The organism is Haladaptatus sp. R4 (assembly GCF_001625445.1).
Classification (GTDB): domain Archaea; phylum Halobacteriota; class Halobacteria; order Halobacteriales; family Haladaptataceae; genus Haladaptatus.
Genome location: NZ_LWHG01000034.1, coordinates 96,430 through 118,220 on the forward strand (window position 1 = coordinate 96,430; position 21,791 = coordinate 118,220).

The 21,791-nt window shown below is 61.7% G+C and carries 16 protein-coding genes and 8 pseudogenes; 13 read left to right on the plus strand and 11 right to left on the minus strand.

Features of this window, described 5'->3' with window-relative positions:
• Positions 1-41 precede the first annotated feature (41 nt).
• Both A4G99_RS23935 and A4G99_RS23940 read right to left on the minus strand, forming a co-directional pair.
• Positions 42-998, minus strand: a complete 957-nt coding sequence (locus A4G99_RS23935) for an ABC transporter permease (protein WP_223302222.1) — start codon at positions 996-998, stop codon at positions 42-44.
• Positions 999-1,195: 197 nt separating this feature from the next.
• A complete protein-coding gene (locus A4G99_RS23940; RefSeq protein ID WP_066148907.1) occupies positions 1,196-1,627 on the minus strand; it encodes a universal stress protein in 432 nt (143 codons plus the stop codon).
• Positions 1,628-1,778: 151 nt separating this feature from the next.
• Between A4G99_RS23940 and A4G99_RS23945 the strand changes: the two genes are divergently transcribed.
• The 3 genes and pseudogenes from A4G99_RS23945 (at position 1,779) to A4G99_RS23955 (ending at position 5,097) form a co-directional block, all read left to right on the plus strand.
• A complete protein-coding gene (locus A4G99_RS23945; RefSeq protein ID WP_066148909.1) occupies positions 1,779-3,173 on the plus strand; it encodes a cytochrome ubiquinol oxidase subunit I in 1,395 nt (464 codons plus the stop codon).
• A pseudogene (locus A4G99_RS30170) lies at positions 3,166-4,127 on the plus strand (cytochrome d ubiquinol oxidase subunit II). The gene A4G99_RS23945 and the pseudogene A4G99_RS30170 overlap by 8 nt, the downstream one beginning before the upstream one ends.
• Before the next feature lie 209 nt (positions 4,128-4,336).
• Positions 4,337-5,097, plus strand: a pseudogene (locus tag A4G99_RS23955) (SDR family oxidoreductase).
• 171 nt (positions 5,098-5,268) lie between these two features.
• On the opposite strand, the pseudogene A4G99_RS23960 reads toward A4G99_RS23955, so the two are convergent.
• Positions 5,269-6,608: pseudogene (locus tag A4G99_RS23960) on the minus strand (MFS transporter).
• A gap of 130 nt (positions 6,609-6,738) precedes the next feature.
• Here A4G99_RS23960 and A4G99_RS23965 point away from each other — a divergent pair.
• Positions 6,739-7,383, plus strand: coding sequence for a hypothetical protein (locus A4G99_RS23965; RefSeq protein ID WP_066148910.1), 645 nt, complete (start codon positions 6,739-6,741; stop codon positions 7,381-7,383).
• A 56-nt stretch (positions 7,384-7,439) separates the two neighbouring features.
• On the opposite strand, the gene A4G99_RS23970 is transcribed toward A4G99_RS23965, so the two are convergent.
• The 6 genes and pseudogenes from A4G99_RS23970 to A4G99_RS23990 all read right to left on the minus strand — a co-directional run bounded on the left by A4G99_RS23970 (position 7,440) and on the right by A4G99_RS23990 (position 11,627).
• Positions 7,440-7,838, minus strand: coding sequence for a helix-turn-helix domain-containing protein (locus tag A4G99_RS23970; RefSeq protein WP_066148912.1), 399 nt, complete (start codon positions 7,836-7,838; stop codon positions 7,440-7,442).
• A 79-nt stretch (positions 7,839-7,917) separates the two neighbouring features.
• Positions 7,918-8,883: a sulfite exporter TauE/SafE family protein gene (locus A4G99_RS23975; RefSeq protein ID WP_066148949.1), complete on the minus strand. Its 966-nt coding sequence runs from the start codon at positions 8,881-8,883 to the stop codon at positions 7,918-7,920.
• Positions 8,884-8,885: 2 nt separating this feature from the next.
• Positions 8,886-9,026: a hypothetical protein gene (locus A4G99_RS26355; RefSeq protein ID WP_190303881.1), complete on the minus strand. Its 141-nt coding sequence runs from the start codon at positions 9,024-9,026 to the stop codon at positions 8,886-8,888.
• Between the two features lie 415 nt (positions 9,027-9,441).
• Positions 9,442-9,912 carry a DUF6691 family protein gene (locus A4G99_RS23980; protein WP_066148914.1) on the minus strand — a complete coding sequence of 157 codons (471 nt, stop codon included), beginning with the start codon at positions 9,910-9,912 and terminating at the stop codon, positions 9,442-9,444.
• Entirely contained in the window at positions 9,909-10,415 is a 507-nt protein-coding gene (locus A4G99_RS23985; RefSeq protein WP_066148916.1) for a YeeE/YedE family protein, read from the minus strand. The genes A4G99_RS23980 and A4G99_RS23985 overlap by 4 nt, the downstream gene beginning before the upstream one ends.
• A 17-nt stretch (positions 10,416-10,432) precedes the next feature.
• Positions 10,433-11,627 (minus strand): annotated as a pseudogene (locus A4G99_RS23990) (MBL fold metallo-hydrolase).
• Between the two features lie 209 nt (positions 11,628-11,836).
• On the opposite strand from A4G99_RS23990, the gene A4G99_RS23995 reads away from it, so the two are divergent.
• The 6 genes and pseudogenes from A4G99_RS23995 to A4G99_RS26360 all read left to right on the plus strand — a co-directional run bounded on the left by A4G99_RS23995 (position 11,837) and on the right by A4G99_RS26360 (position 16,891).
• On the plus strand, positions 11,837-12,094 hold the full coding sequence (locus tag A4G99_RS23995) for a sulfurtransferase TusA family protein (protein WP_066148918.1): 258 nt from the start codon (positions 11,837-11,839) through the stop codon (positions 12,092-12,094).
• Positions 12,095-12,097: 3 nt separating this feature from the next.
• A pseudogene (locus A4G99_RS24000) lies at positions 12,098-12,672 on the plus strand (DsrE/DsrF/DrsH-like family protein).
• A 265-nt stretch (positions 12,673-12,937) separates the two neighbouring features.
• A pseudogene (gene hflX / locus A4G99_RS24005) lies at positions 12,938-14,235 on the plus strand (GTPase HflX).
• A 174-nt stretch (positions 14,236-14,409) separates the two neighbouring features.
• A pseudogene (locus A4G99_RS24010) lies at positions 14,410-15,021 on the plus strand (NADH-quinone oxidoreductase subunit B); the annotation flags it as partial.
• Positions 15,018-16,678, plus strand: a pseudogene (locus tag A4G99_RS24015) (NADH-quinone oxidoreductase subunit D). The pseudogenes A4G99_RS24010 and A4G99_RS24015, both read left to right, overlap by 4 nt.
• A gap of 54 nt (positions 16,679-16,732) precedes the next feature.
• Complete coding sequence (locus tag A4G99_RS26360) at positions 16,733-16,891, plus strand: hypothetical protein (RefSeq protein ID WP_190303877.1); 159 nt, start codon at positions 16,733-16,735, stop codon at positions 16,889-16,891.
• Between the two features lie 60 nt (positions 16,892-16,951).
• Here the strand turns inward: A4G99_RS26360 and A4G99_RS24020 are convergent, their stop codons facing one another.
• Together A4G99_RS24020 and A4G99_RS24025 are read right to left on the minus strand one after the other, a co-directional pair.
• Positions 16,952-17,926, minus strand: a complete 975-nt coding sequence (locus tag A4G99_RS24020) for a glycosyl hydrolase (protein WP_066148921.1) — start codon at positions 17,924-17,926, stop codon at positions 16,952-16,954.
• A gap of 122 nt (positions 17,927-18,048) precedes the next feature.
• Positions 18,049-19,449 (minus strand): aryl-sulfate sulfotransferase, encoded by a 1,401-nt coding sequence (locus A4G99_RS24025; protein ID WP_066148923.1) that lies wholly within the window; start codon positions 19,447-19,449, stop codon positions 18,049-18,051.
• Positions 19,450-19,659: 210 nt separating this feature from the next.
• On the opposite strand from A4G99_RS24025, the gene A4G99_RS29250 reads away from it, so the two are divergent.
• The 3 genes from A4G99_RS29250 to A4G99_RS24035 all read left to right on the plus strand — a co-directional run bounded on the left by A4G99_RS29250 (position 19,660) and on the right by A4G99_RS24035 (position 21,789).
• The gene (locus A4G99_RS29250; protein WP_255359209.1) at positions 19,660-20,043 is read left to right on the plus strand and encodes a DUF1616 domain-containing protein; all 384 of its coding nucleotides are present in this window, start codon (positions 19,660-19,662) and stop codon (positions 20,041-20,043) included.
• A gap of 28 nt (positions 20,044-20,071) precedes the next feature.
• Positions 20,072-20,767 (plus strand): DUF1616 domain-containing protein, encoded by a 696-nt coding sequence (locus A4G99_RS29255; RefSeq protein ID WP_255359210.1) that lies wholly within the window; start codon positions 20,072-20,074, stop codon positions 20,765-20,767.
• 98 nt (positions 20,768-20,865) lie between these two features.
• Positions 20,866-21,789: a hypothetical protein gene (locus A4G99_RS24035; RefSeq protein WP_066148925.1), complete on the plus strand. Its 924-nt coding sequence runs from the start codon at positions 20,866-20,868 to the stop codon at positions 21,787-21,789.
• Positions 21,790-21,791 lie beyond the last annotated feature (2 nt).

Consider the following 21,791-nt stretch of genomic DNA (forward strand, 5'->3'; position numbering starts at 1 on the left):
CGGCTTTCATGATCCCGATTTCACGGGTCGTTCGGTCACGCTCACCAGCATGATGTTGGCGATGCCGATGGCACGACGATGAGCGAGATGAGGGCGATGCCGGAGATGTACGCCGTGAACGTGTCGCTGACCCGTTTGACCTGATTGACGAGTTCCTCCTGTGTCGTCACCTTGAATTTGTAATTCTGCGATTTCAGTTTTCGTGCGTCCGAGTGCTCCCCGAGGTACGTGTAGACGCGGCCCTGCACCGCATCCACGCGGGCGGGGTTATTCGAGAGCACGAGGATGCGACCGTACACCCGCTGCGTGCTGTTCGTCGCTGGGCTGTTCACCGTTCGCTGATAGAAGGGATCGGTCGGCGCGAAAATCCGTGGTGTCGGGCCGCTGCTGATACCCAACGTGCTTTCGCCCGAGGCCTTCACGACTCCCGTCACCGTCGCGTTTATCTGTTGACCGGTAGCCGCACGGGTAACGGTGATCTTGTCCCCGACGGAGACGTTGCCGTCACCGAACATTCGCGTGGCCGGTTCGTTCAGGACGACTTCGCGTTTCCCGCTCCGGAACGACTTCCCGGCGACGAACTGCTGGTCCTTCACGCTGAAGTACGATGGTGACGTGACAACCACCCACTGACGGCCGACGCTCGTCCCGTTGAACGCTACCGTCGAAGCAGCCATACCACTCTCCGGAACGGCGGCTTGCACGCCGTCGAGCGACCGGATGCCATCGACATCGTGCTGAGTAAAGATCGTCTGTCCGCCGGTGCCTCCGAAGTTCGGGATGCCGTTCTGACTCGGCGACTGTGCCGAAACGTACATCGTCGCCGCGTTTCCGCCCGCGACGGTGTTGACGATATCCGCCTGTAAACTCGCGCCGAGCGTGACGAACGTGATGACCGCCGCCACGCCGATGATGACGCCGAGCGTCGTCAGCGTCGAGCGGAGTTTGTGCTCCCGAATGTTCCGCCAGCTGATTCGAATACTTTCGAGAACGTTCATCCGCCCGTGTCCGTTCTCGGTGTGTCAGTTCGCGTGTCTCTCATTTTCTCGTACACCCGAAACCGTCTACGGCGTCATCCGACAAAAGTCTATGACGATAAATCCCGTCTTAACGGCCTGAAACGCAAGATTATACCGTATTCGGGTTCGTGGCGTACCGAATTATTCGACCCGTTCACTCATCTTATTCTCCCTGTTCACCCATATCCGTTCATTCTGACCGTCAGCACGGGTATCTTCGAGAGGCGAACGACCTTCGCGGTGACGCTCCCGAGGAGATATCGGTCGAGTCCCTTGCGCCCGTGTGTTCCCATCACGATACAGTCGATATCGTGTTCGTCGACGTAGTCGAGGATGATCTTGTGCGGCGTTCCGTGCTCTATCGTCGTTTCCACGTCGATTCCCGCCTCGTTCGCCGCTGCTTCGACCTCCGCCACCGCTTCTGCACACTCCGTTTCGAGTTCGTCGTAAAGGATGTCGGCACGAACGTCCGTCGGGACGATGGTCTTATCGACGACCGACAGGACGTGAAGGCTCGCGCCACACATGTCAGCGAGTTCGAGTGCTTGCTCGATGGCCCGCTCGGTGGACGGCGTTCCATCCGTGGGCAGTAAAATCCGTTCGTACATCCGGATAACACACGCCACCGAGACTCAAAGCTGTACTGGTGGGACTTGTTATGGGGCGAACATTTATGATTCCCAGTAACTGATTATCGTGGGACGAGAATCAGCCGTGTTCTAAAACCGATACTACGCGAAGTTCGAAACAGGAGGTATCATGCTCGATCCGACGACTGCAAGCCGACTTCAATTCGCACTGACGACAATCGTACACATCATCTTCCCCGTGATGAGCATGGGGCTCGCTCCGTTCCTCGTCTACTTCACGTGGAAGGAGGTACGGACGGGAGAAGCGATCTACGAACAACTTCGACGGTTTTGGGTGCGAATATTCGCCGTCAGCTTCGTCGTCGGGACCGTCACCGGACTCGTTCTCGAGTTCGAGTTCGGGACCAACTTCGCGGCGTTCGCCGCCGCGTCCGGCGACCTGTTCGGCGGCCCGTTGGCCGTCGAAGGGATGATGGCCTTCTTCCTCGAAGCGACGTTCCTCGGAATTTTCGTCTTCGGCCGTGAACGCGTTTCGGACCGTTTGTATCTACTTTCCTCCATTCTGGTCGGACTCGGCACGTGGCTTTCGGCGGTGTGGATTCTGGTCGCCAACTCGTGGATGCAGACGCCACGCGGGTACTCGGTGGCGATGGAGAACGGACACCCGGTTATCACGCTCGTGGATCCGATCGCCGCCTACCTCAATCCGCGATTCCCATGGATGTTCGTTCACATGCAGAACGCGGCCGTCCTCTCGGTCGCGCTGTTCATGGCCGGTGTCGCGGCGTACTACATCCGGCGCGGACGGGCCGACGACGAGCGATTCTGGCGTGCGACGCTCAAGATAGCGCTCGTCGCCATGCTGATCACCGCACCGTTGCAGGTCATCCACGGCGACGCGTACGCCCGCCACGTCGCGATCACACAGCCACAGAAGTTCGCCGCGATGGAGGCGGTGTGGGAGACCGCGTCGTACGTTCCGGAGTACATCGTCGCCTTCCCGACGTCGCTCAGCGACATCCTCAACCCACGGGCGAAGGACATCTTCGGTATCGGTATCCCCGGCGGGGCGTCGTGGCTCGTGAGCGGCGGCAACTCACAGGCCCAAATCACGGGACTCAACCAGTTCCAAGGGTCGCCGCCGGTCGCCATCGTCTTCTGGTCGTTCCGCCTGATGGTCGGGTTGGGCTTCTGGTTCATCGCCCTCGCGCTGTGGGGCGGGTTCCGCTGGCGGGCGGGCGAACTGTTCGAAGATAACCGTTTCCTCCGTGCGCTCATCTGGTCGTCCCTGCTCGGATTCTTCGCGGTCGAGGTCGGGTGGATCGTCACCGAAGTCGGCCGTCAACCGTGGGTCGTGCAGGGGGTGATGAAGACGAGCGCTGGCGTCTCGTCCGGACTCACCGGCGGGGAAGCGACGCTGACGCTTCTCGGCTTCGTCGGCGCGTATTCGGCGCTGTTGGTCGTGTACGGGTACGTCGTCCGCCGTATCATCCGGGGCGGGGCACCCGAAGTGCAACGGACACGCCGCGAGATGCCCGGTCAGGAGGTGGCCGTGGATGATTGATCTCGCCAATCTCTGGTTCGCGCTCGTGTTCGTGCTCCTCGGAACGTTCCTGTTCCTCGATGGGTTCGACTTCGGCGTCGGCATGTTGTTCGCCACCCTCGACGACGAGGAGGAACGCGAGACGCTGCTGGCCGCCATCGGACCGGTTTGGGATGGTAACGAAGTGTGGCTCGTCGTGTTCGGCGGGGCGCTCTTCGCCGTCTTCCCGGCCGCGTACGCCGGACTGTTCAGCCGCTACTACCTCCTGATGTTCGCCATCCTCGCGGCGCTCATCCTCCGGGGAATCGCACCGGAGTTGTACGAACAACGCTCGGACGACCGCTGGCACCGATGGTGGGGACGGGCGTTCATCGTCGGAAGTACGACGGCACCGTTCTTCCTCGGCATGTTCGCGGCCAACTGGGTGCTCGGTGCATCGGGTATCGTCTCCATCGCCGCACTCGCCTTCGGACTCACGCTCGTCGCGATCACGCTCGTCGAGGGGTCCGCGTACCTCGGCCTGAAGACGCGGGGCGGGTTGCGCTCCGAGATGATGCGATACGGTCGGCGTCTCTCGTTCGTGTACCTCGCGCTCGTCGTCGTGGTCATCGGCTATCTGGCTGTGACCGCCCGGACCTGCGTGATGCGCTCGTATCGCCGGTCTCTATCGTCAGCGTCGTCGTCTCCGTCCTGCTGGTCGGCGGGTTCGTCGTCACCACGAGAGCGGAGCGGTTCCGCGCTGGATTCGTCGCCGCCGCCGGTCTCCCGTACGCGCTGGTCGCGTTCGTCGCCAACCTCCTGTATCCAGCCATCGACCCGGCCGCCGGGTTGACCGTGCAGGAAGGCGTCGTTTCGAGCCTGCCGCTCACGATGCTGACCGTCGCCGCCGCGTTCATCCTGCCGATAGTGGTGGTGTATTTCGCCGTCGTCTACTCCGTCTTCCGCGGCCCCGCCGAGCCCTCGGAGACGTACTGAGACGGAACCGGTTCGGTAGGGAGTACCGATTGCCGGTGCACCGATGGTCGGATTCGGAACGACGGTGCGCCGTCGTTCGTCGTATCGTGTTCTATAATCACACACGAAAAGCGAGTATAATTTGGTACCCTTTCAGGGGAACGTATTTGCGACTCAACGCGAGAGTGGCGAGTATGAACCTCGGATACGACGGAACGCGGGCGTACGTGATGGCGGCGAGCAGCGGACTGGGACGCGCGGTGGCCGAAGCGCTCGTCCGGGAGGGCGCGAACGTCGTCGTCTCGTCCCGGGACGAGGAACGACTCGAAACGGCCGCGGAGACGATTCGGGAGGCGACGGGTTGTGACGCTGACGCCATCGACTGGGTCGTCTGTGACCTCGCCGACGAGGACTCGGTTCGGAACGCGACCGAAACCGCCATCGAGCGCTTGGACGGGCTCGACGTGCTCGTGACGAACCACGGCGGCCATCGACGGCACCGTTTTCCGAAACGTCCCTGTCGGCGTTCGACGAGGCCTATCAGGGAATCCTCCGGAGTACGATACTCACCTGCGAGACGGCGCTTCCGGCGCTCCGCGACGGCGGCGGTGCGATCACCAACCTCGTCGCCGCCTCCGCGCTGGAACCGTCCGCGAGCGGCGTGCTCGGGAACGTCTTCCGACCGGGAATCTACGGACTCTCGAAGGTGCTCGCCGAGGAGTTCGGTGCCGACGGCGTGCGCGTGAACTGCGTCTCTCCCCGTGGCGTCATGTCCGACCGGATCCAGTACAAAATCTCGCAACTGGCCGAACGCGAGGGAATCAGCGAGGAGGCGGCGAAGGAGCGCCGGACGGACGAGTTGCCGCTGTCCGACCTCGGAACGCCGGAGTCGTTCGCCCGCGCCGTCGCGTACATCTCCTCGCCCGCCGCCGAGTACATCACCGGCGCGACGCTGCCCGTGGATGGTGGCTGGCACCGGCACGCGTTCTGAGTCGAATGGAGCGACGGGAGATACGACGGGAAGGAGAAACGATAGCAGGCAAAACAGCCGAAGTTCGCTGGCTCGGCTCCACACGACGATTCGATTCGTCCACGACATTCGGGAACGAGTGGCCGCGTGTTCGTATATAAAATTCGGGAATCGAGAATCGAATCGGGACGCTCAGTCCGCCGCTATCGGTCTGCCCTTGGCCTGAAACGTCGTCAACAGGACGTAGCCGATGGGGAGCATGAGGAGGCCGCCGAGGACGAACGGAAGCCAGTAGGCAACCGCCGCGTAGAGCGCGCCCGCCACTATCGGGCCGACGGCGCGGGCGATACTGCCCGCGCTCTGGGTGAGGCCGAACGCGCCACCCTGCGTGTCCTCCGTCGCGCTGTTCGAGACGAGCGTGGTCAGCGAGACGTTCGCGAAACCGTTGCCCGCCGCGAGGGGCATGAGGATGAACAGCAGGACGAACAGCCCACCGGAAATCGGCCCGATGGAGGGGAGATAGCTCCCGATGACGGGCGAGAACGGGAGCGACGAGAGCGTGACGAGTTCGAGGCCGACGCCGACGAGCGCGAAGACGTTCGCTCGCCGTAGCGGTCCGTGAGTTTGCCGACGAGACCACCTTGCACGATAGCGATGACGACGCCGACGTAGGCGAGGACGAAGCCGTTCATCTCCGGGCCGAAGCCGTACTGCTGGTCGGTGAAGAGGACGAACATGCTCTCCATCGAGGAGAACGCCAGCGAGAGGAGGAAGAACGACCGCGATGAGTCCGGCGAGTGCCGGGTTGGAGAACGACTTTGCGAGACGCTTGAGGCGAGACTCCCGGTCGTGTGATGTCGTTTCGTCGTCGGATTCCTCCCGCCGTTCGCGCGTTTCAGGGAGGACGACCGCGGCGACGACGAGGTTCACGCCGCAGATGGCGGCGGCGACGAAACTCGGGAGCGAGAACTGCGTTATCGGGACGAACGCGGGGAGGGACGTGCGGGCGAACGTGAGCACGGCGTCGCTGGAGAAGATACCGCCGAGCGCCGGGCCGAACACGAAGCCGAGACCGAACGCCGCGCCGATGAGACCCAGTCCCTTCGCCCGGTCCTCCGGCGCGGTGATGTCCGCGACGTACGCCTGTGCGGTGGCGATGTTGCCGCCCATCACGCCCGCGAGGATTCGAGCGGCGAACAGAAAGAGGAGGCTATCCGCGACGCCGAACAGTCGTCCACCGCGACGACGCTGCCGAACAGCGAGAGGAGGAGTATCGGTCGGCGGCCGCGCTCGTCGGAGAGACGGCCGAGCACGGGCGCGAAGAGGAACTGCATGAGGGAGTAGGACGCGAGCAGCAGGCCGACGACGAACTCGTTCGCCCCGAAATGTTCCGCGTACAGCGGGATGATGGGGATCAGAATCCCGAACCCGAGCAGGTCGACGAAGACGATGGCGAACACCGTCGCCAGCGCCTTGTTGAAGCCCTCGTCCGACCCGTCGGGTGACTCGTCGCTCGAATCCTCGCTCGCCATCAGATCGCCCCCTCGAAAACCGCGTGTAGTATCCGCATCGTCACGTTGAGAAGCGCCATTGTCGGTGGTTGTTCCACACTCTTCAAATAGCTTCGGATAGAATCGGACGCTATATAATCCGATTTCGATTATGAAACCCGAAACAGACAGAGGTCGGGGGATACTCTCGCCCGCCGACCGAGCGTACTTGCTCGGCGAGGCGGCGATGGAACACGAGCAGTCCAAGCGCAACGCGGAGGCGCGGATTCGCCAGCGAATCACGGACGCGGTTCTCGACTTCCCGATACTCATCCACCACTTGAAGAAGAAGGACCGACGACAGGTGTTCGACCGAACGCTGGAGGACGACGGGTTCATGGACGGACTGACCGCCATGCTCTCGTTCGTCTACGTCGGGATGGACGGGAGCGGGGCCGAGTTCTCCCACGCGCTGGAACCGGCCGTCCGAAAGGCGGAGGAAGCACACGCGGCCAAGATGCTCGGACAGGCGGTGTCGGTTGACGTGCAGTTCGACGTCGAAACGACCGTACAAACCGCAGTGGACGACGTCACGGCGGCTATCAACGCGGGCAAACCCGTCACTCCCGCGGAGTTGTTTTCCGTCATGGTGGGAAGCGACGCTCTGGACGACGTGGACGAAGTCACCCTTCAGTTGAGCGAGGACGGAGAAGAGGGCGGCCTGCTGAAGGAAGACGAGTTCGTCGCGCACGTCGCGGAGTATCTCGACGCCGACTTGCGATGGCTCCCGTACAACAGAGTCAAAGTCGTCGTCTGACTGCCGAAAAACGAAAGATGGAGACGGAAACGAAGACGAAAGACGGAAACGAGAGGTTAGACCGCCTGTTCGGGCTGTTCTATCTCGTCGTACTTGTCCTCGAACTCCTGGATCAGTTGTCCCATCTTCGCGTACCACTCGTTCAACATCCGCTGCATGTTGTGGCACACTTCGCCGGGGTCGGTCGGTTTGTAGACGTGATAGTAGCCACCCTGGTCGTAGTTGACCTGTTCCTTTTGGATGAATCCGGACTGAAGCAGTCGTTGGATGGAACGGTAGGCAGTCGAGCGTTCGCGGTCGATGCGGTCCGCGATGTCGTCGATGGTCAACGGGTCGTCGCTCCGTATCACGACTTGATAACACTGCTTGTCGAGTTCTTTGAGTCCGTGAATACACTCCAGCAGTCCTTCACACTCCATGTCTTGCTGGAGGTATTCGGCCATCGAGTTCGCCATTATCGAGTCGAAGTAGGTAATTCGCACGTATAAGGATTTTGCATGGTTCGTGCAAAACTACGTCCTGGAAACGTGCCATTCATTCGGCGGTCACCACCGTCTGCGATTCGCGGTTGCGCAGGGAGACGAGCGCGCTGTAGACGACCGCCGCGGCGACCAGCAGCGCGGACCCGAAGATGAGCACCAGGCTCACCTTGTCGAGGATTTGGATACCGAGCACATCCCCGATTCGGTTGCTCGCGACCGCGACGCTGCCCGCGAGGAGCATGGCCGCGAAGTACCCCTTGATGTCGTCCTCGTCGGTGAGGCTCGTGGCGGCCGCGCCGATGCGCGCACCGAGGGCGCTTCCGGCCAACAGCGGGACGACGACGGCGAGTTCGACGGCCCCGTTCTGTGCGTAGGAGAACGCACCGAAACCGCCGGAGATGGTGATCTGGAGCACGTCAGTCCCGACGGCGACGACGGCGGGAACGCCGAGGACGTACACCATCGCTGGCATCAGGAGGAAGCCGCCGCCGACGCCGAGGAAACCGGACAGGATGCCGACGAACAGCGCGATGCCGAGCGTGAGCCAAATCGAAATCTCCACGCCCCCGCTGATGGAAACCATCGGCGGAATCTGGAGCGCCTCGAAGCGGTCCGGGAGCGACGAATCGCCCCCGCCGCCACGCGCGTCACGGAGCGTGAAGAGACCGACAGCGGCCAATAGGAAGACGTAGGCGATTCCCACGACCGCATCGGCGATACCGGTCGCTTCGAGCCACAACACGACTTGCTCCCCGACCTTGATACCGGTCGTCATGCCGACGATGAACATCAATGCGAGTTTGTAATCGACCTGTCCGAGGTTCCGGTGGCGGAGCGCCGCGATGACCGACGTGCCGAAGACGAACGCCAGTCCACTTCCGACCGCAACTTTCGCCGGATAGCCGAACACCAACAGGGCGGGTGTAACGAGGAACGATCCTCCCATGCCGAAGAATCCGAACAGGATTCCGATGATCAGACCGAAACCGATGAAGACGGCGATGATGAGCGGGTCCACGATCACTCACCCGTGAGCGCATCGATCACGTTCGAGCCGACCGACTGTACGACGACACCGTATCCGGCGTAGAGAACGACCGCTTCCCCGAGGACGAGGCCGACCGTTCCGGCCGCGTTGAATCCACTCAGTGCTTCGAACATCTTCATCGACCCCCGTTCCGTACTGACCGCGGTTGTGTATGGATCATACTTTTCTGCTCGATACAGCCTACCCGCCGACGCCCCTTAATAGTTTTGTAAATATCATACAATACCTCTTCGGGAGAGTGAAACCGTCTCGCTAGCGCCTACCGGAGATCACCGGGTCAAAAACGCCGTTATCGGGGTGTTTTTTCTGTAGATCATCGAACCGGTTTGGATCATTCAGCGATATCGTCCGGATGGCTGTGTTCTTATTGAACAACATTGATCGTCCCACACCCCGGACCCCGGAATCGCCGTTTCGGTACCCCGTCGGTAGGGACGATGACACCGAAAAGGGAGAATCACTATTCGAAGAACGGACGACGGCGGTCACTCGGATCGGTAGTGGGGTACCGCGAGAAAGGAGCGTAACTCAGTCCGCTTGTGACGGCGTCGAACGGTCGCTCGCGCCGAGTTTCCGCCAGACGCCTTGTGCGTACGCGCCGAGGAACATCCCGCCGATGGCGAAGAGGATGGGAAAGTTCCCGATCCCGAAACTGGCGTAGGCGGCACCCGGACAGATGCCGGAGATGCCCCAACCCGCGCCGAAGATGACGCCACCGACGATGACGTTCCGGTCGAACGATTTCAGCCTGCGGACGTAGGCCTTTCCTGTGAGCGGTGCCCGCCCCAACAGTCGAGTGGCGACCGCGAACGTCGTCCCGGTGACGACCGCCGCACCGCCCATGACGAACAGGAGACCGAAGTCCTGGAACTGCAGGAAGTGCAGGACGACCTCGGGTTGGGCCATGTGACTGAAGCCCAGTCCGAACCCGAACAGCAGGCCGCCCGCGACGATGAGGAGGGAGAACAGCACCCCTCCCTGGTCCGGTTTCGCGCTCATGGTACCACCTGTAGGGCTTGCATCAGTTGCGCGACGCCGATGGCCACCACCATGAACGTCGCCACGTTGACGATGGAAGTGAACGACGCGGAGCCGACGCCACAGACGCCGTGTCCGGACGTACAGCCCTTACCGAGTCGCGTGCCAACACCGACGAGGAATCCGCCACCGAGGAGTCGCCACCACTGCACGTCGGTCGTCCAAATGTCACCGTGGAAGGTGAACTGATAGATGGCCGCTCCGCCGACCATTCCGAGCGTGAACAGCACACGCCAGTCACGGGAGGCGACGTACTTCGGTTTCTGGAAGCGCGGTACGTCGGAGACGTACGACAGCGTGGACTCCAGGAACGTACTCGCTCCGGCGATGATGCCGGTGCCGAGGTAGATGACGGCGACGCCGAGGCCGATGAAGACGCCACCGATGGCGTATCGGCTCACGCCGTTCGGAAACAGTTCGTTGGGAAGGATGTCCAATAACGCGAATACTGGCAGTGGATGCATGGTTTTCTCCTGCCGCGTTAGTCGTCCGTAAGCGAACCCGTACTCGCGGCACAGTTGTTCGGCCCGAGTTCGAGCGCGAACGCCTCTTCATCGTCTGTGTGCTGTTGACCCAAGTTCGTTCCGATGATGTCCTCGTAGTTCGACGGGCGCGGCGGCATGTCCGAGAGGATGAACTCCACGAACTCCTCGCGGTCCATCGAGAGGACGTCCATCGATGCTCGGAGGTCGCCGACGGTCGCGGTGTACGTTCCGTCGTCGGCACTCGTCGCTGCGTCGCTGAAGTGGGCGGGTGCGACGACCGTCCCGTCCGGGAGCGACAGGACCTTCTCCTGCAGCGTCTCGTGGAGCGTCCCCGCGGCCTCGGGAGCGCCGTCGTCACCCTCTTCGAGGTCGGGACGGGCCACACTCTCGGTGAACAGGCCGTCACCCGTGAAGAGCACATCGCCCACGCGGTAGGACGTCATCCCCGTCGTGTGACCCGGCGTGTGGATGACCTCGATTTCCGTCCCGCCCAACGGGAGTTCCTCGCCGTCCTCGACCGTTCGGTAGGACTCGTCGTAGTCGATGCCACGGTTCTCGGCGAGCGCGGGAACCACGACTTCGGCATCGCTCACGTCCCCGACGGAACGCACGCCGCTGACGTGGTCGGCGTGGACGTGCGTGTCGATGGCGTAGCGGAGATTCGCGCCATATTCGTCGGCGTCCGCCACGTATTCATCCGCGAACGCCCGAAGCGGGTCGATGACGGCGGCCTCGTCGCCCGAAACCACGAGGTAGGACAGACAACCGCTCGACAGGCCGCTGATACTGGACGACCGTCGCGTCCGAGGTGTCGTTCTCGATTTCCGTCCGTTCGAGGACGCGTGCCCATCCCTTCATCCCGTCTTCGAGGTGGTTCACGTCGTACTCCCGCTCGGCGAACAGTCCCGCGATATACTCGCTCGACCCGCCCTTCGCACAGAGGACGGTGACTTCCTCGTCCTCCGGAACGGGGTCGAAAAGCTCGTCGTCCGGATCGTCGGCGAGATATTCGAAGTAGGGAACGTTGATGGTTTGGACGTTCTCGTCGTCGATATGCCACTTCTCGTACTCGTCCGTCGCCCGAACGTCGAGGATGGTGACGGCGTCTCCCGCGTCGATACGCTCGTACAGTTCGTCCGGCGTTACAGACGCCACTTCGGCGTCCGGGTCTGGAAACGCTGATTCGCTCATTGTGTATCCACTGCTATCGCCTACAGATACAAAAACGTTCGTATAGTATTCCGAATTTCCCGCAATACCGAATTTGTCGTAACTGATTAATTGCGTGTAGGAGCGCACAATGTACAATAACTTATTATCGGTAGTGGATGGTCTCTACAATAATCAACACACTTTTAACGTCCTAACCAATATTGTCCGATACGTCCAATACACGAACCATGAGTACGAAATTCGATATCACGGAGACGCTCGACGTAATGGGAATGAACTGCCCGATGCCGGTCGTGAAGACCAAGCAGGCGACCGACTCGCTCTCGGAAGGGGAGGTCCTCGAAGTCGTGGCGACCGACTCGGGGAGCATGAGCGACTTGAAAGGATGGGCCGACACCACCGACGGCGTCGAGCTCCTCGACCAGGAAGAGGGTGAAAAGAACGGCGAAGCGGTGTTCCGCCACTACGTTCGGAAGACGGAGTGACCCATGAGCACGGACACAACGACCGCTACCGGTGACGGCGTCGATGACGAAACTGCTCTCGCCAGCCGTATCGAAGAGTTGGAGGAGGAACTAGCCGACCTGAAGGAGGAAGTCGGCGGGCAGAAGAAGATGACCATCATCGCCACGAAAGGCACGCTGGACATGGCCTACCCGCCGCTCATCCTCGCCAGCACCGCCGCCGCGTTCGGCTGGGACGTCGTGGTCTTCCACACGTTCTGGGGGCTCGACATCCTCCATCAGGAGAAATCGAAGAGCCTCAAACTCAGCGCGGTCGGCAACCCGAGCATGCCGATGCCGACGCGCTCGCGGCGCTCCCCTACATGGATTCGATGGCGACGAAGATGATGGAGCGCAAGATCGAGGAGAACGGGACGGCGACCATCGAGGAACTCATCGACGTGTCGATCGAGACCGGCGTCGAACTGCAGGCCTGTCAGATGACGATGGACCTGATGGACTACGACGAGGCCGAATTCTACGACGGCGTCGTCTCGGGCGTCGGGGCCGCCACCGCTCTCGAACACATGGCCGATTCCGACGTGCAGTTGCTCGTATAGATCGGCCGTCTCATCGCGATTTCCTTTTCCTCATGCCGAGGATTGTCACACTCTCACAAGTTTTTTTGCGGAGATACTCGTTTCAGTGAGCAAGGTCGAACCATGACCACCACTCTCCTTCACTGACCGGATACTCCGGGTCAGTTCGCCGTTTACCCGTTCGTTACGCCAGCGTAGCGGCCGCCAGTGACCCGTTCCCGGTCGGAATTCGAACCCGAAAGCGTAGAGCGGCGTCTTCGCCGAAGTACTGCGAAAGAATTCAGGCATGCAATCAGGTTCAGCAATCATCGCGAAACGAGTGGACGACGGACGTCCGAAAACGGACGATATCAGCGCGCTCGCCGACGCGGCGGGCTACGAAGTGGTCGGGACGATAACCCAATCGCGGACGGAGGATTCGAACTATCAGTTCGGTCGCGGAAAGGCCGAGGAACTGGCGAAACGGATCGACGATTCGGACGCCGATTCCGTGGTCTTCGACAACCCGCTCTCGCCACAACAGACGTTCGAAATCGGGGAACTGTGTCCGGACGAAACCGAAATCCTCGACAGATACCGTCTCGTCCTCGAAATCTTCGCCCAGCAGGCCGGAACGAAGGAAGCACAGCTACAGGTCAAACTCGCGGAGTTACGGTACGAACTACCGCGCGTCCAGGCCGAAATCAGGTTGGAGAAGGAAGTCGCGAACGAGCGGCGGTCGCGGAACGGCCTCGGCGAGAAGGAGGACCGGCGCGTCACCGACATCCGTGACCGAATCGAAACGATCGAAACGAAACTCGACAACCTCTCGGACATCGACGGGCAGCGGCGCGAAAAGCGCCGCGACCAGGGGTTCTCCCTCGTCGCCTCGCGGGGTACACGAACGCCGGGAAGTCCACGCTCCTGCGTAGAGTGGCCGACGAGATGGAGGTCTCCCCGGAACGCCACGAGGACCTCCACGAGAGCGCGGGCGTCGAGGATAGATTGTTCAAGACGCTCGAAACGACGACGAGACGGGCCGAGATTCGCGGGCGACGGACGCTCGTCACCGACACGGTCGGGTTCATTCAGGACCTGCCCCACTGGTTGGTCGAATCGTTCGAGACGACGTTGACCGAGACGTACGAGGCGGACCTCGTCTGTCTCGTCGCCGATGTGAGCGACCCGGTAGCGGAACTACGCGAGAAACTGCGAACCTCACGCGACCTCCTCGACGACGAAGTCGAGCGGGTCGTGACGGTACTGAACAAGGCGGACGAACTTTCTTCATCGGAAATCGACGAACGACTCGAAGGCGTGGCCGACCTCGCCCCGAATCCCGTCGTGGTCAGCGTCATCGAGGACGACGGAATCGATAGCCTCGAAAAACGAATCGCCGACGAACTCCCGGCGTTGAGGGAGGAGCGGATACGGCTTCCCAACACGGACGACGGCATGGCGCTGCTCTCGTGGCTCTACGACCACGCTCGCGTCGAGGAGGTGTGCTACCCGTCGGGAGAGCGCGTCGTCGTGGAGTTCGCCGCCGTCCCGTCCGTGGCGAAACGAGCGACTTCGAAGGCCGACGCGATGGTAAGCCGAGGGTAACGGCCGAATATTCATAGCGTTCCCGCCCGTACCTCGTTCGATGCCCGCGACGGGCACGGGGGACTGGGGACCATGAGTAGTGAAACACAGCCACCGAAACGACAGCAGGGGGCGTCAGAACGGGAATTCGTCGCCCCGACGAATCGGGAACAGGGCAAGGAGGAACTGCCGGGGCGTTTCGACTCGAAACTCCGGGACTCGCTCGGTACCTCGCCGTTCATCCTCACGAAGTTCGATAAGTTCATGAACTGGGTCAGGGGGTCGTCGATGTTCATGCTGCAGTTCGGCATCGCCTGCTGTAGCATCGAGATGATGCACACCTACGCCGTGAAACACGATTTGGATCGTTTCGGGGCGGGGGTTCCGCGCGCCTCGCCGCGGCAGGCCGACGTCATCATCGTGCCGGGAACCATCGTCTCGAAGTTCGCGCCGCGGATGAAGCGCGTCTACGACCAGATGCCCGAACCGAAGTTCGTCGTCAGCATGGGGTCGTGTACCTGCTCGGGCGGGCCGTTCCAGCAGGGGTACAACGTCATCAAGGGCGCGGAGGAGGTCATCCCGGTCGACATTCACGTCCCCGGGTGTCCGCCGCGACCCGAGGCGCTCATCTACGGAATCACCCATCTTCAGGAGCGAATCGCCAACGGCGAGGCGGCACCGGTCGTGGTCAAACCGTACGAACTGGAGCGGTTCGGCGATTTGGAACCCGACGAGTTGGTGCGTTCGCTCGCGGACGAAATCGACGAGGACACCCTCGTCATGCGCTACAACTGGGTGGAAGAATGAGTTCCCAGACGGAGGAACGAGGGCGAACGCGTCCGCAGGAGTTCGACCGCGACGAACTGGCGGAACTGCTCGGCGGTCACGTGCTCTCCCGCGACGACCACCTGAACGCACCCGGGTTCGTGATTCGGCCGGACGAAGTGCAGGAAGTCCTGACCGTACTGCGGGACGAGGCCGGATTCGACCATCTCTCGTGTCTGACCGCCCAGCAGTACGAGGACCGCTACGAGAGCATCTACCACCTCAAGAAGTACGCGGACCCGACACAGGAGGTGAGCATCGTCGTTCCGACCACGACCGACGACCCCGTGAGCGAGACGGCGGAACCCGTCTTTCGGACGGCGGAGTGGCACGAACGCGAAGCCTTCGACCTCGTCGGAATCGAGTACGACGGCAACCCGGATTTGCGGCGGATTCTCCTCCCGCGGGGCTGGCAGGGCCACCCGCTCTCGCTCGACTACGATCAGTACAAGACCCAGATCGTCCCGTTCGAGAAGCACAAGAATCCCATCGCGAAGGACGAGTACGCGGACAACGCCGATACGCTGTTCATCAACATCGGGCCGCACCACCCGGCGACCCACGGCGTCCTCCACATCGAGCGCGTCCTCGATGGCGAGCAGGTGATCGACGTGCACCCCGACATCGGCTACCTGCACCGCTGTGAGGAGCAAATGGCCCAAAACGGCACGTATCGCCACCAAATCATGCCGTATCCCGACCGTTGGGATTACACCGCGAACATGACCAACGAGTGGGCCTACGCGCGGGCCGCGGAGGACCTCGCGGACATCGACGTTCCGGAATACGCCCAAATCCTGCGGACGTTCGGCGTCGAACTCTCGCGCATGGCGGGTCACTTTCTCGCGCTCGGCACTTTCTCGCTCGACGTGTACGGCGACTTCACGGCCATCTTCCAGTACGCGTTCCGCGACCGAGAAATCGTTCAGAACGTCCTGGAGGATTTGACCGGTCAGCGCATGATGTTCAACTACTTCCGCCTCGGCGGCGTCATCTGGGACGTTCCGGAGCCACGGGAGGAGTTCTTCGACAAGACGCTGGACTTCGTCTACGGACTCCCGGCCGCGCTCGAAGAGTACCACGCCCTGCTCACGGAGAACGAACTCTTCCAACTGCGCTGTGTCGATACCGGCGTCCTCGACCCGAGGTCGCAAAACAGTACGGCGTGACGGGTCCAGTCGCCCGCGGGTCGGGAATCGACTACGACCTGCGCCGCGACGACCCGTACGGCTACTACGACCAACTCGACTGGAACGTCGTCACCGAAGACGGCTGTGACAACTACGCCCGCGTGTTGGTTCGGCTACGCGAGGTCGAACAGTCCGCCAGAATCGTCGAGCAGTGCGTCGAACTGCTGGCCAACTGGCCCGAGGAGGAACGGACCTTGCAGTCGAACGTGCCGCGAACCCTGAAACCGCCGATGGACGCCGAAACGTATCGCGCGGTCGAAGGGGCGAAGGGCGAACTCGGTGTCTACATCCGCTCGGACAACACCGCCAAGCCCGCGCGGTTCAAGATCCGAAGCCCGTGTTTCCACAACCTCTCGGCGCTGCCGGAGATGGCCGAAGGCGAGTTCGTGCCGGACCTGATCGCCTCGCTCGGCAGCCTCGACATCGTGTTGGGCGAGGTGGATCGGTAGGTTTCCCGAGAACACACCGAAGCACTCTTTCTTTTCGCCTTCGTGGTCCCGAATATGGCAAGCCTCAAACGCAGCCTCGCCTTGCTCGTCGCGCTCGTCGGCGTCGCGTTCGCCGTCCACTACGTCCTCTTCGGATCGCTCCCGCTCGGCAAACCGCAGATGCTTGAGGACGACGAAATCGACGAAATCGACTTCGAAACGGCGACGGAATAACCGCGATTTTCGGTCCGTATTTTCTTCCGTGAGCGTCCGAGACCACGGATTCCGACCCGCTCAGTCTTCACACCACGTCAGCGAGAGGTATCGCCCCCTGAGGCGTCCGGGTGTCGGCACCGATCCGACGACGTTCCAGCCGTCGGATTCGCGCCGAAGGAGCGTCCCGCGGTGGGTCACGGCCAGCACGTCGCCATCGACCACGCACCAACCGATTGCCACCTCCTCCGGGGTCGGTGACGACACCGATTCCAGCGTTTCCCCGTCGTGACTTTCGAACAGCGCGTGGCCGCCGTCGTCCCACGACGGGGACGAACCGGGTGCGCCGCCCGCGTAAAGGGTGCCGCCGTGGACGAACGCCCCGCGGAAATACCGCTGATCGTATTCGCCGTCCAACCGCGACCACGACCGTCCGACATCAGTGGAGCGGTACCAACCGCTCCCCGTCGAGGCGACGAGGGTTTCCGCGTCGGCCATGTGGAGGTGGTGGATGTCGTCCGTATTCGGCGCGTCGTGGTCGATACACCGCTCCTGCCAACTCTCGCCGCCGTCGTCGCTCACGTGCACGCCGCCGACTTCGACGCCAGCGACGAGTCGGTCGGGAGCATCCGGGTGGGTGCAGAGGCTTCGAACCTGCGCGAGTCCGTCGTGGCGCTCCAGTCCCCAGTCGAACCGCTCGCGCAACTCCCGAAAGCCGACGACCTCGTCCCAGTCCGCCGCCTCGGATGGGAGTCCGTACTCCACGTCGGCGACGAACAGGCGGGCGGGGCGCGTCCCGACGTAGAGCCTGTCGCCGGACGGATTGGTGGCGACGGCGTACACTTCCTCGTCCGGGAACGGAAGCTTCGTCCAGTCGTCTCCGTCCGCTGCGTGATACAGCCCGGATTTCGCGGCCGCGAAGGGTCCGGAAAGAGCGTCGAACCATTTCACTCGGAACACGCGTTCCGCGTCGAGCAGTTTTTCGTCCGTCGTTTCACCCGGCCCGCGGACGCTGGAGATTCGATACACGCCGTCGTCGCTTCCTGCGATGAGCATACGAAAGAAATCCGTCAGGATTGGCTTAAACGCTCCCGAAAGCGCGTTTGTGTAGAATTATTTTCAATTTCGAGCGTTGCCGACCGGACGGCTACAAGAGAAGAGGTGTTACCGAAGGGAACTCAGCCCAGTCGGTATTTCAGCCCGTTCGAAATCCGTTTTCGCTGGTACACCAGTTCGCCGAGCAACCAGAGGACGAGGAGCAGGATGGCGAAGATGACGGCGATGAACGCGTACTCGCTCATCCAGATGGGACGGATGAACGGCGTCACTTGGTCCCATCGCTCGCCGTAGTGGCGCATCGTGTCCTGCATCGACGTTCCGGCGAAGGCGTGGCCGAGGAAGACCGACATCCTGAGGCTCTTTCCGGTTCCGGGGTCGAGGTTCGCGCTGCCGGAGATTTGGTACGTTCCGGAGGCGTTCTGGTCGGCGATGGTCGGACCGTTGGATTCGTCGCCGGTGCCGATGCGCTCGGCGTCGTACGGAAGCCACGGTGCGTAGAACTCCCAGACGATTTTTCCTTCGGGAGTGACTTCGATGACGCGGTGGTCCGAGGAGTCCACGACGAGCGTGTTGCCGTTCGGGAGGCGGTCGGCGTCGCGCGGCCACGTCAGCGTGTCGGACGACCCGAGCGTCCACGTCCGGTTCCAGTCGTTCCCATCCTTCTCGTACTCGACGACGCGGTTGTTCTCGGAGTCGGCGACGAGAAACGTCGGTTTGCCCGACTCGCTTTCGAGGTAGTCGGGATTGTGCTGTTTGTTGAGGATGGAGGTGTTCCCGGGTTCACCGAGTTTCATCGTGACTTTCTTCGTCTTCCGGTCGATGACGAGGACTTGATCCATGTTTCGCGGGTCCACCGCGAACTTACCCGGCGCGATCTGCTGGACGTTGTTGAGGTGCGTCCAGTCGCCGGTGAATTCGCCACCCTGGTTCTTGTCGTAGTAGTTGGTGAAATGCCACTGCCAGACGATTTTGTCCTTTTCGAGACTGTAAACGTACACGCGGTCGTTGTTCTCTCCCGTGCTCGAATTGTAGTTGCGGAGGTTACCGACGAGCAGTTCCGTGCCGTTGTTGATGAGGTCGATGTCGTGGGTGTCCTTGATCGGAAGGGTTCGAGACCAGACTTTCTTCTTCGTCTCCGGATCCATCTCGTACACGACGGTCTTGCCGCGCTGCGTCGAGACGACGAGGAGGTTGCCGTTCGGAAGCGGATCGACGTCGTAGAACCACGATACCCCTTCCTTCGACCCGTTGTACACCCAGTTTATGTTGCCTTTGGGGCCGACGGAGACGAGTCGGGCGGGCTTCTTCCTGTTTCCTTCTCCCTGAAAGTTGAACCCTTGAACGCTGATTATCGTCGTACCGTTCGCGGGTTGATCGATGGTTCCAGGTTTGAGGTTCGATACGCTCGGGTCGTACGTGATTGCGGAGACCACGGAGGGCGTAAGCAGGGCGACGACCACTAATAAGACGATCCCACGCGTGAGCCAAGCACGCGGTGGGAGTCGCTCCGTCAAGTCCATAACGTAATCATGTTGACGTACTGTTTGAGTATTTTGCGTTTCGTCTACCATCCTCGTCGGCTGATTTTTGGTTTCTCGATGACAGTATCAGATCTGACATGACGGCGAACGATCTTCGGCGTTCGATCGCCGAGAACAAGCCGTTACTCCATCCGGTGGACGAGTAGCGAGCAATGTCTTTTAAGCGAGCAGGTAGTCACGAACTCCCGAATGGCCCCTGACATCGACCTCCGGTTGCTCGTCCCCGCACCCGTTCGGCGCATTCCCACCGACCTCGGGGTCGTCGTCTGCTTCGTTCTCGTGACCGGTCTCTCGGTTCTCCTCCCCGTCGTGCGCGACTGGCCGATTCGACTCCTCCTCGCGATGCCGTTCGTCCTGTTCGTTCCCGGCTACGTCGTCATCGCGGCGCTGTTCCCAGAGGGGAAATCGGCGGACCGGGAAACATCGGCGGGTCCGGAACGACCAGCAGAATCGGAACGATCAGCAGAGTCCGAAGAAACGGCGGAAGTCGGGTCCACCGTCGAACGGGTTCGCTCCCGGTTCGACGGCGGAATCGGCCTCCTCGACCGCTTCGCGCTCTCGTTCGGCGCGTAGCATCGCGGTCGTCCCGCTGATCGGACTCGTGCTCGATTTTACCCTGTGGGGAATCAGACTGGTTCCCGTGGTCGTCGCAGTCGGCGGATTTACCCTCCTCACGACGGCCCTCGCAGTGGTTCGTCGGTGGAACGTCCCCGAAGCGGAGCGGTTTTCGATTCCGTTCCGTCGGTGGGGCGCAGCGATTCGGACGTCGCTCCTCCGTCCGGCAACGCGAACCGATGCGGCGTTGAACGTCGTCGTCGTGCTGTGTGTCCTGCTCGCCGTTGCGAGCGTCGGGTACGCGGTCACGGTGCCCAACGACGGGGAGAACGTCACCGAGTTCTATCTCCTATCGCGGGGCGACAACGGCACCCTCACCGCTGGCGGGTATCCGACCGACCTCACGACGGGGGAGCGGAAATCGGTGTACGTCGGGGTGAAAAACCACGGGCACCAACGGGAGCGATACACCGTCGTCGTGCTCGTCCAACGGTTGGACACGACCGGGAACGGAAACGGAGCGAGCGTTCGGAACCAGCGGGAACTAACCCGCGTTCACGCCGTCGTCGGCCCGAACGAAACGTGGCGAACCGAAACGACGCTCGACCCAGGGATGACGGGGGACCACCTTCGCGTCCAGTATCTGCTGTACGAAGGACCTGTCCCGAACGAACCGTCCCAGAAGACGGCAGCACAGGAGCTTCACCTGTGGGTGAACGTTTCGAACGGTGGGAATTCGTGAGATGTCGATCCCTGAAAATCGGTTCAGTATCGCGTTTCCGATTCGAGAGGTGTAGAACGGACGACAGAGTTATGTGAGTATCCCTATACAAAGTGACGATGCACACAGTAACTGCCGAGCGCGTATCCAAGGCTCTGCGGAACCCATATCTACTGGCTCGGGAGACCAACAAACTCTATTACGGGACTTATAGGGACAACAGCGTCTACGGTACTGCCGTTCTGGACGAGGAGTGGGACAACCTGATACTGCTGGACGCCTGTCGGTACGACGTTTTCGAGGCGGAGAACACGCTTCCGGGTCGGTTGCACAAGCGACTGTCGAAGGCGAGCAGCACCGTCGGCTTTCTCGACCACAACTTCGATGGGAGACGGGTCCACGACACCGTCTACGTGACCGCCAATCCCCAGCTAACGCGGAAGTCAGACGACCTCGACGCGGAATTCCACTCGGTCGTCAACGTCTGGGAGACCGACTGGGACGAGGAGGTCGGGTCGGTGACACCCGAGGCGATGGCGAAACGCGCACTGGAAGCGAACGACGAGTTTCCGAACAAACGGCTGATACTGCACTTCCTGCAACCACACCTCCCGTTCATCGGCAAGTTCGGGCGGTCGCAGTTCGGATCGGGATTCGGCTCCGGATTCTGGACGAAGGTGAAGGAGGGCGACGTTTCGATTTCGGAGGAACGACTGTACGCCGCGTACCGCGAAAACCTACAGATCGCACTCCCGAGCGTACAGTCCCTCCTGGAGGAACTACCCGGACGGACGGTCGTCACGGCGGACCACGGACAGGCGTTCGGCGAACGCTCCTTCCCGCTCCCCATCAAGGAGTACGGTCACCCACGGGAGACGTACATGCCGTGCTTGACGGAGGTCCCGTGGTTGGTGTTCGATTCGGACGAGGAAAAGCGGGTCACGGCCGAACCGCCGGTCGAACGGGAGCGCGAAATCGATACCGAGCGGCCGACGTCGGCGGAAGTCGAATCGCGATTGGAGCAACTCGGTTACAAACTCTGATA

Bases quoted from the DNA above. Each gene is read 5' to 3' on its own strand.
- A4G99_RS23935 (WP_223302222.1), bottom strand. From the start codon at position 998: ATGAACGTTCTCGAAAGTATTCGAATCAGCTGGCGGAACATTCGGGAG.
- A4G99_RS23940 (WP_066148907.1), bottom strand. From the start codon at position 1,627: ATGTACGAACGGATTTTACTGCCCACGGATGGAACGCCGTCCACCGAG.
- A4G99_RS23945 (WP_066148909.1), top strand. From the start codon at position 1,779: ATGCTCGATCCGACGACTGCAAGCCGACTTCAATTCGCACTGACGACA.
- A4G99_RS23965 (WP_066148910.1), top strand. From the start codon at position 6,739: ATGAAACCCGAAACAGACAGAGGTCGGGGGATACTCTCGCCCGCCGAC.
- A4G99_RS23970 (WP_066148912.1), bottom strand. From the start codon at position 7,838: ATGGCGAACTCGATGGCCGAATACCTCCAGCAAGACATGGAGTGTGAA.
- A4G99_RS26355 (WP_190303881.1), bottom strand. From the start codon at position 9,026: ATGTTCGAAGCACTGAGTGGATTCAACGCGGCCGGAACGGTCGGCCTC.
- A4G99_RS23980 (WP_066148914.1), bottom strand. From the start codon at position 9,912: ATGAGCGCGAAACCGGACCAGGGAGGGGTGCTGTTCTCCCTCCTCATC.
- A4G99_RS23985 (WP_066148916.1), bottom strand. From the start codon at position 10,415: ATGCATCCACTGCCAGTATTCGCGTTATTGGACATCCTTCCCAACGAA.
- A4G99_RS23995 (WP_066148918.1), top strand. From the start codon at position 11,837: ATGAGTACGAAATTCGATATCACGGAGACGCTCGACGTAATGGGAATG.
- A4G99_RS26360 (WP_190303877.1), top strand. From the start codon at position 16,733: ATGGCAAGCCTCAAACGCAGCCTCGCCTTGCTCGTCGCGCTCGTCGGC.
- A4G99_RS24020 (WP_066148921.1), bottom strand. From the start codon at position 17,926: ATGCTCATCGCAGGAAGCGACGACGGCGTGTATCGAATCTCCAGCGTC.
- A4G99_RS24025 (WP_066148923.1), bottom strand. From the start codon at position 19,449: ATGGACTTGACGGAGCGACTCCCACCGCGTGCTTGGCTCACGCGTGGG.
- A4G99_RS29250 (WP_255359209.1), top strand. From the start codon at position 19,660: ATGGCCCCTGACATCGACCTCCGGTTGCTCGTCCCCGCACCCGTTCGG.
- A4G99_RS24035 (WP_066148925.1), top strand. From the start codon at position 20,866: ATGCACACAGTAACTGCCGAGCGCGTATCCAAGGCTCTGCGGAACCCA.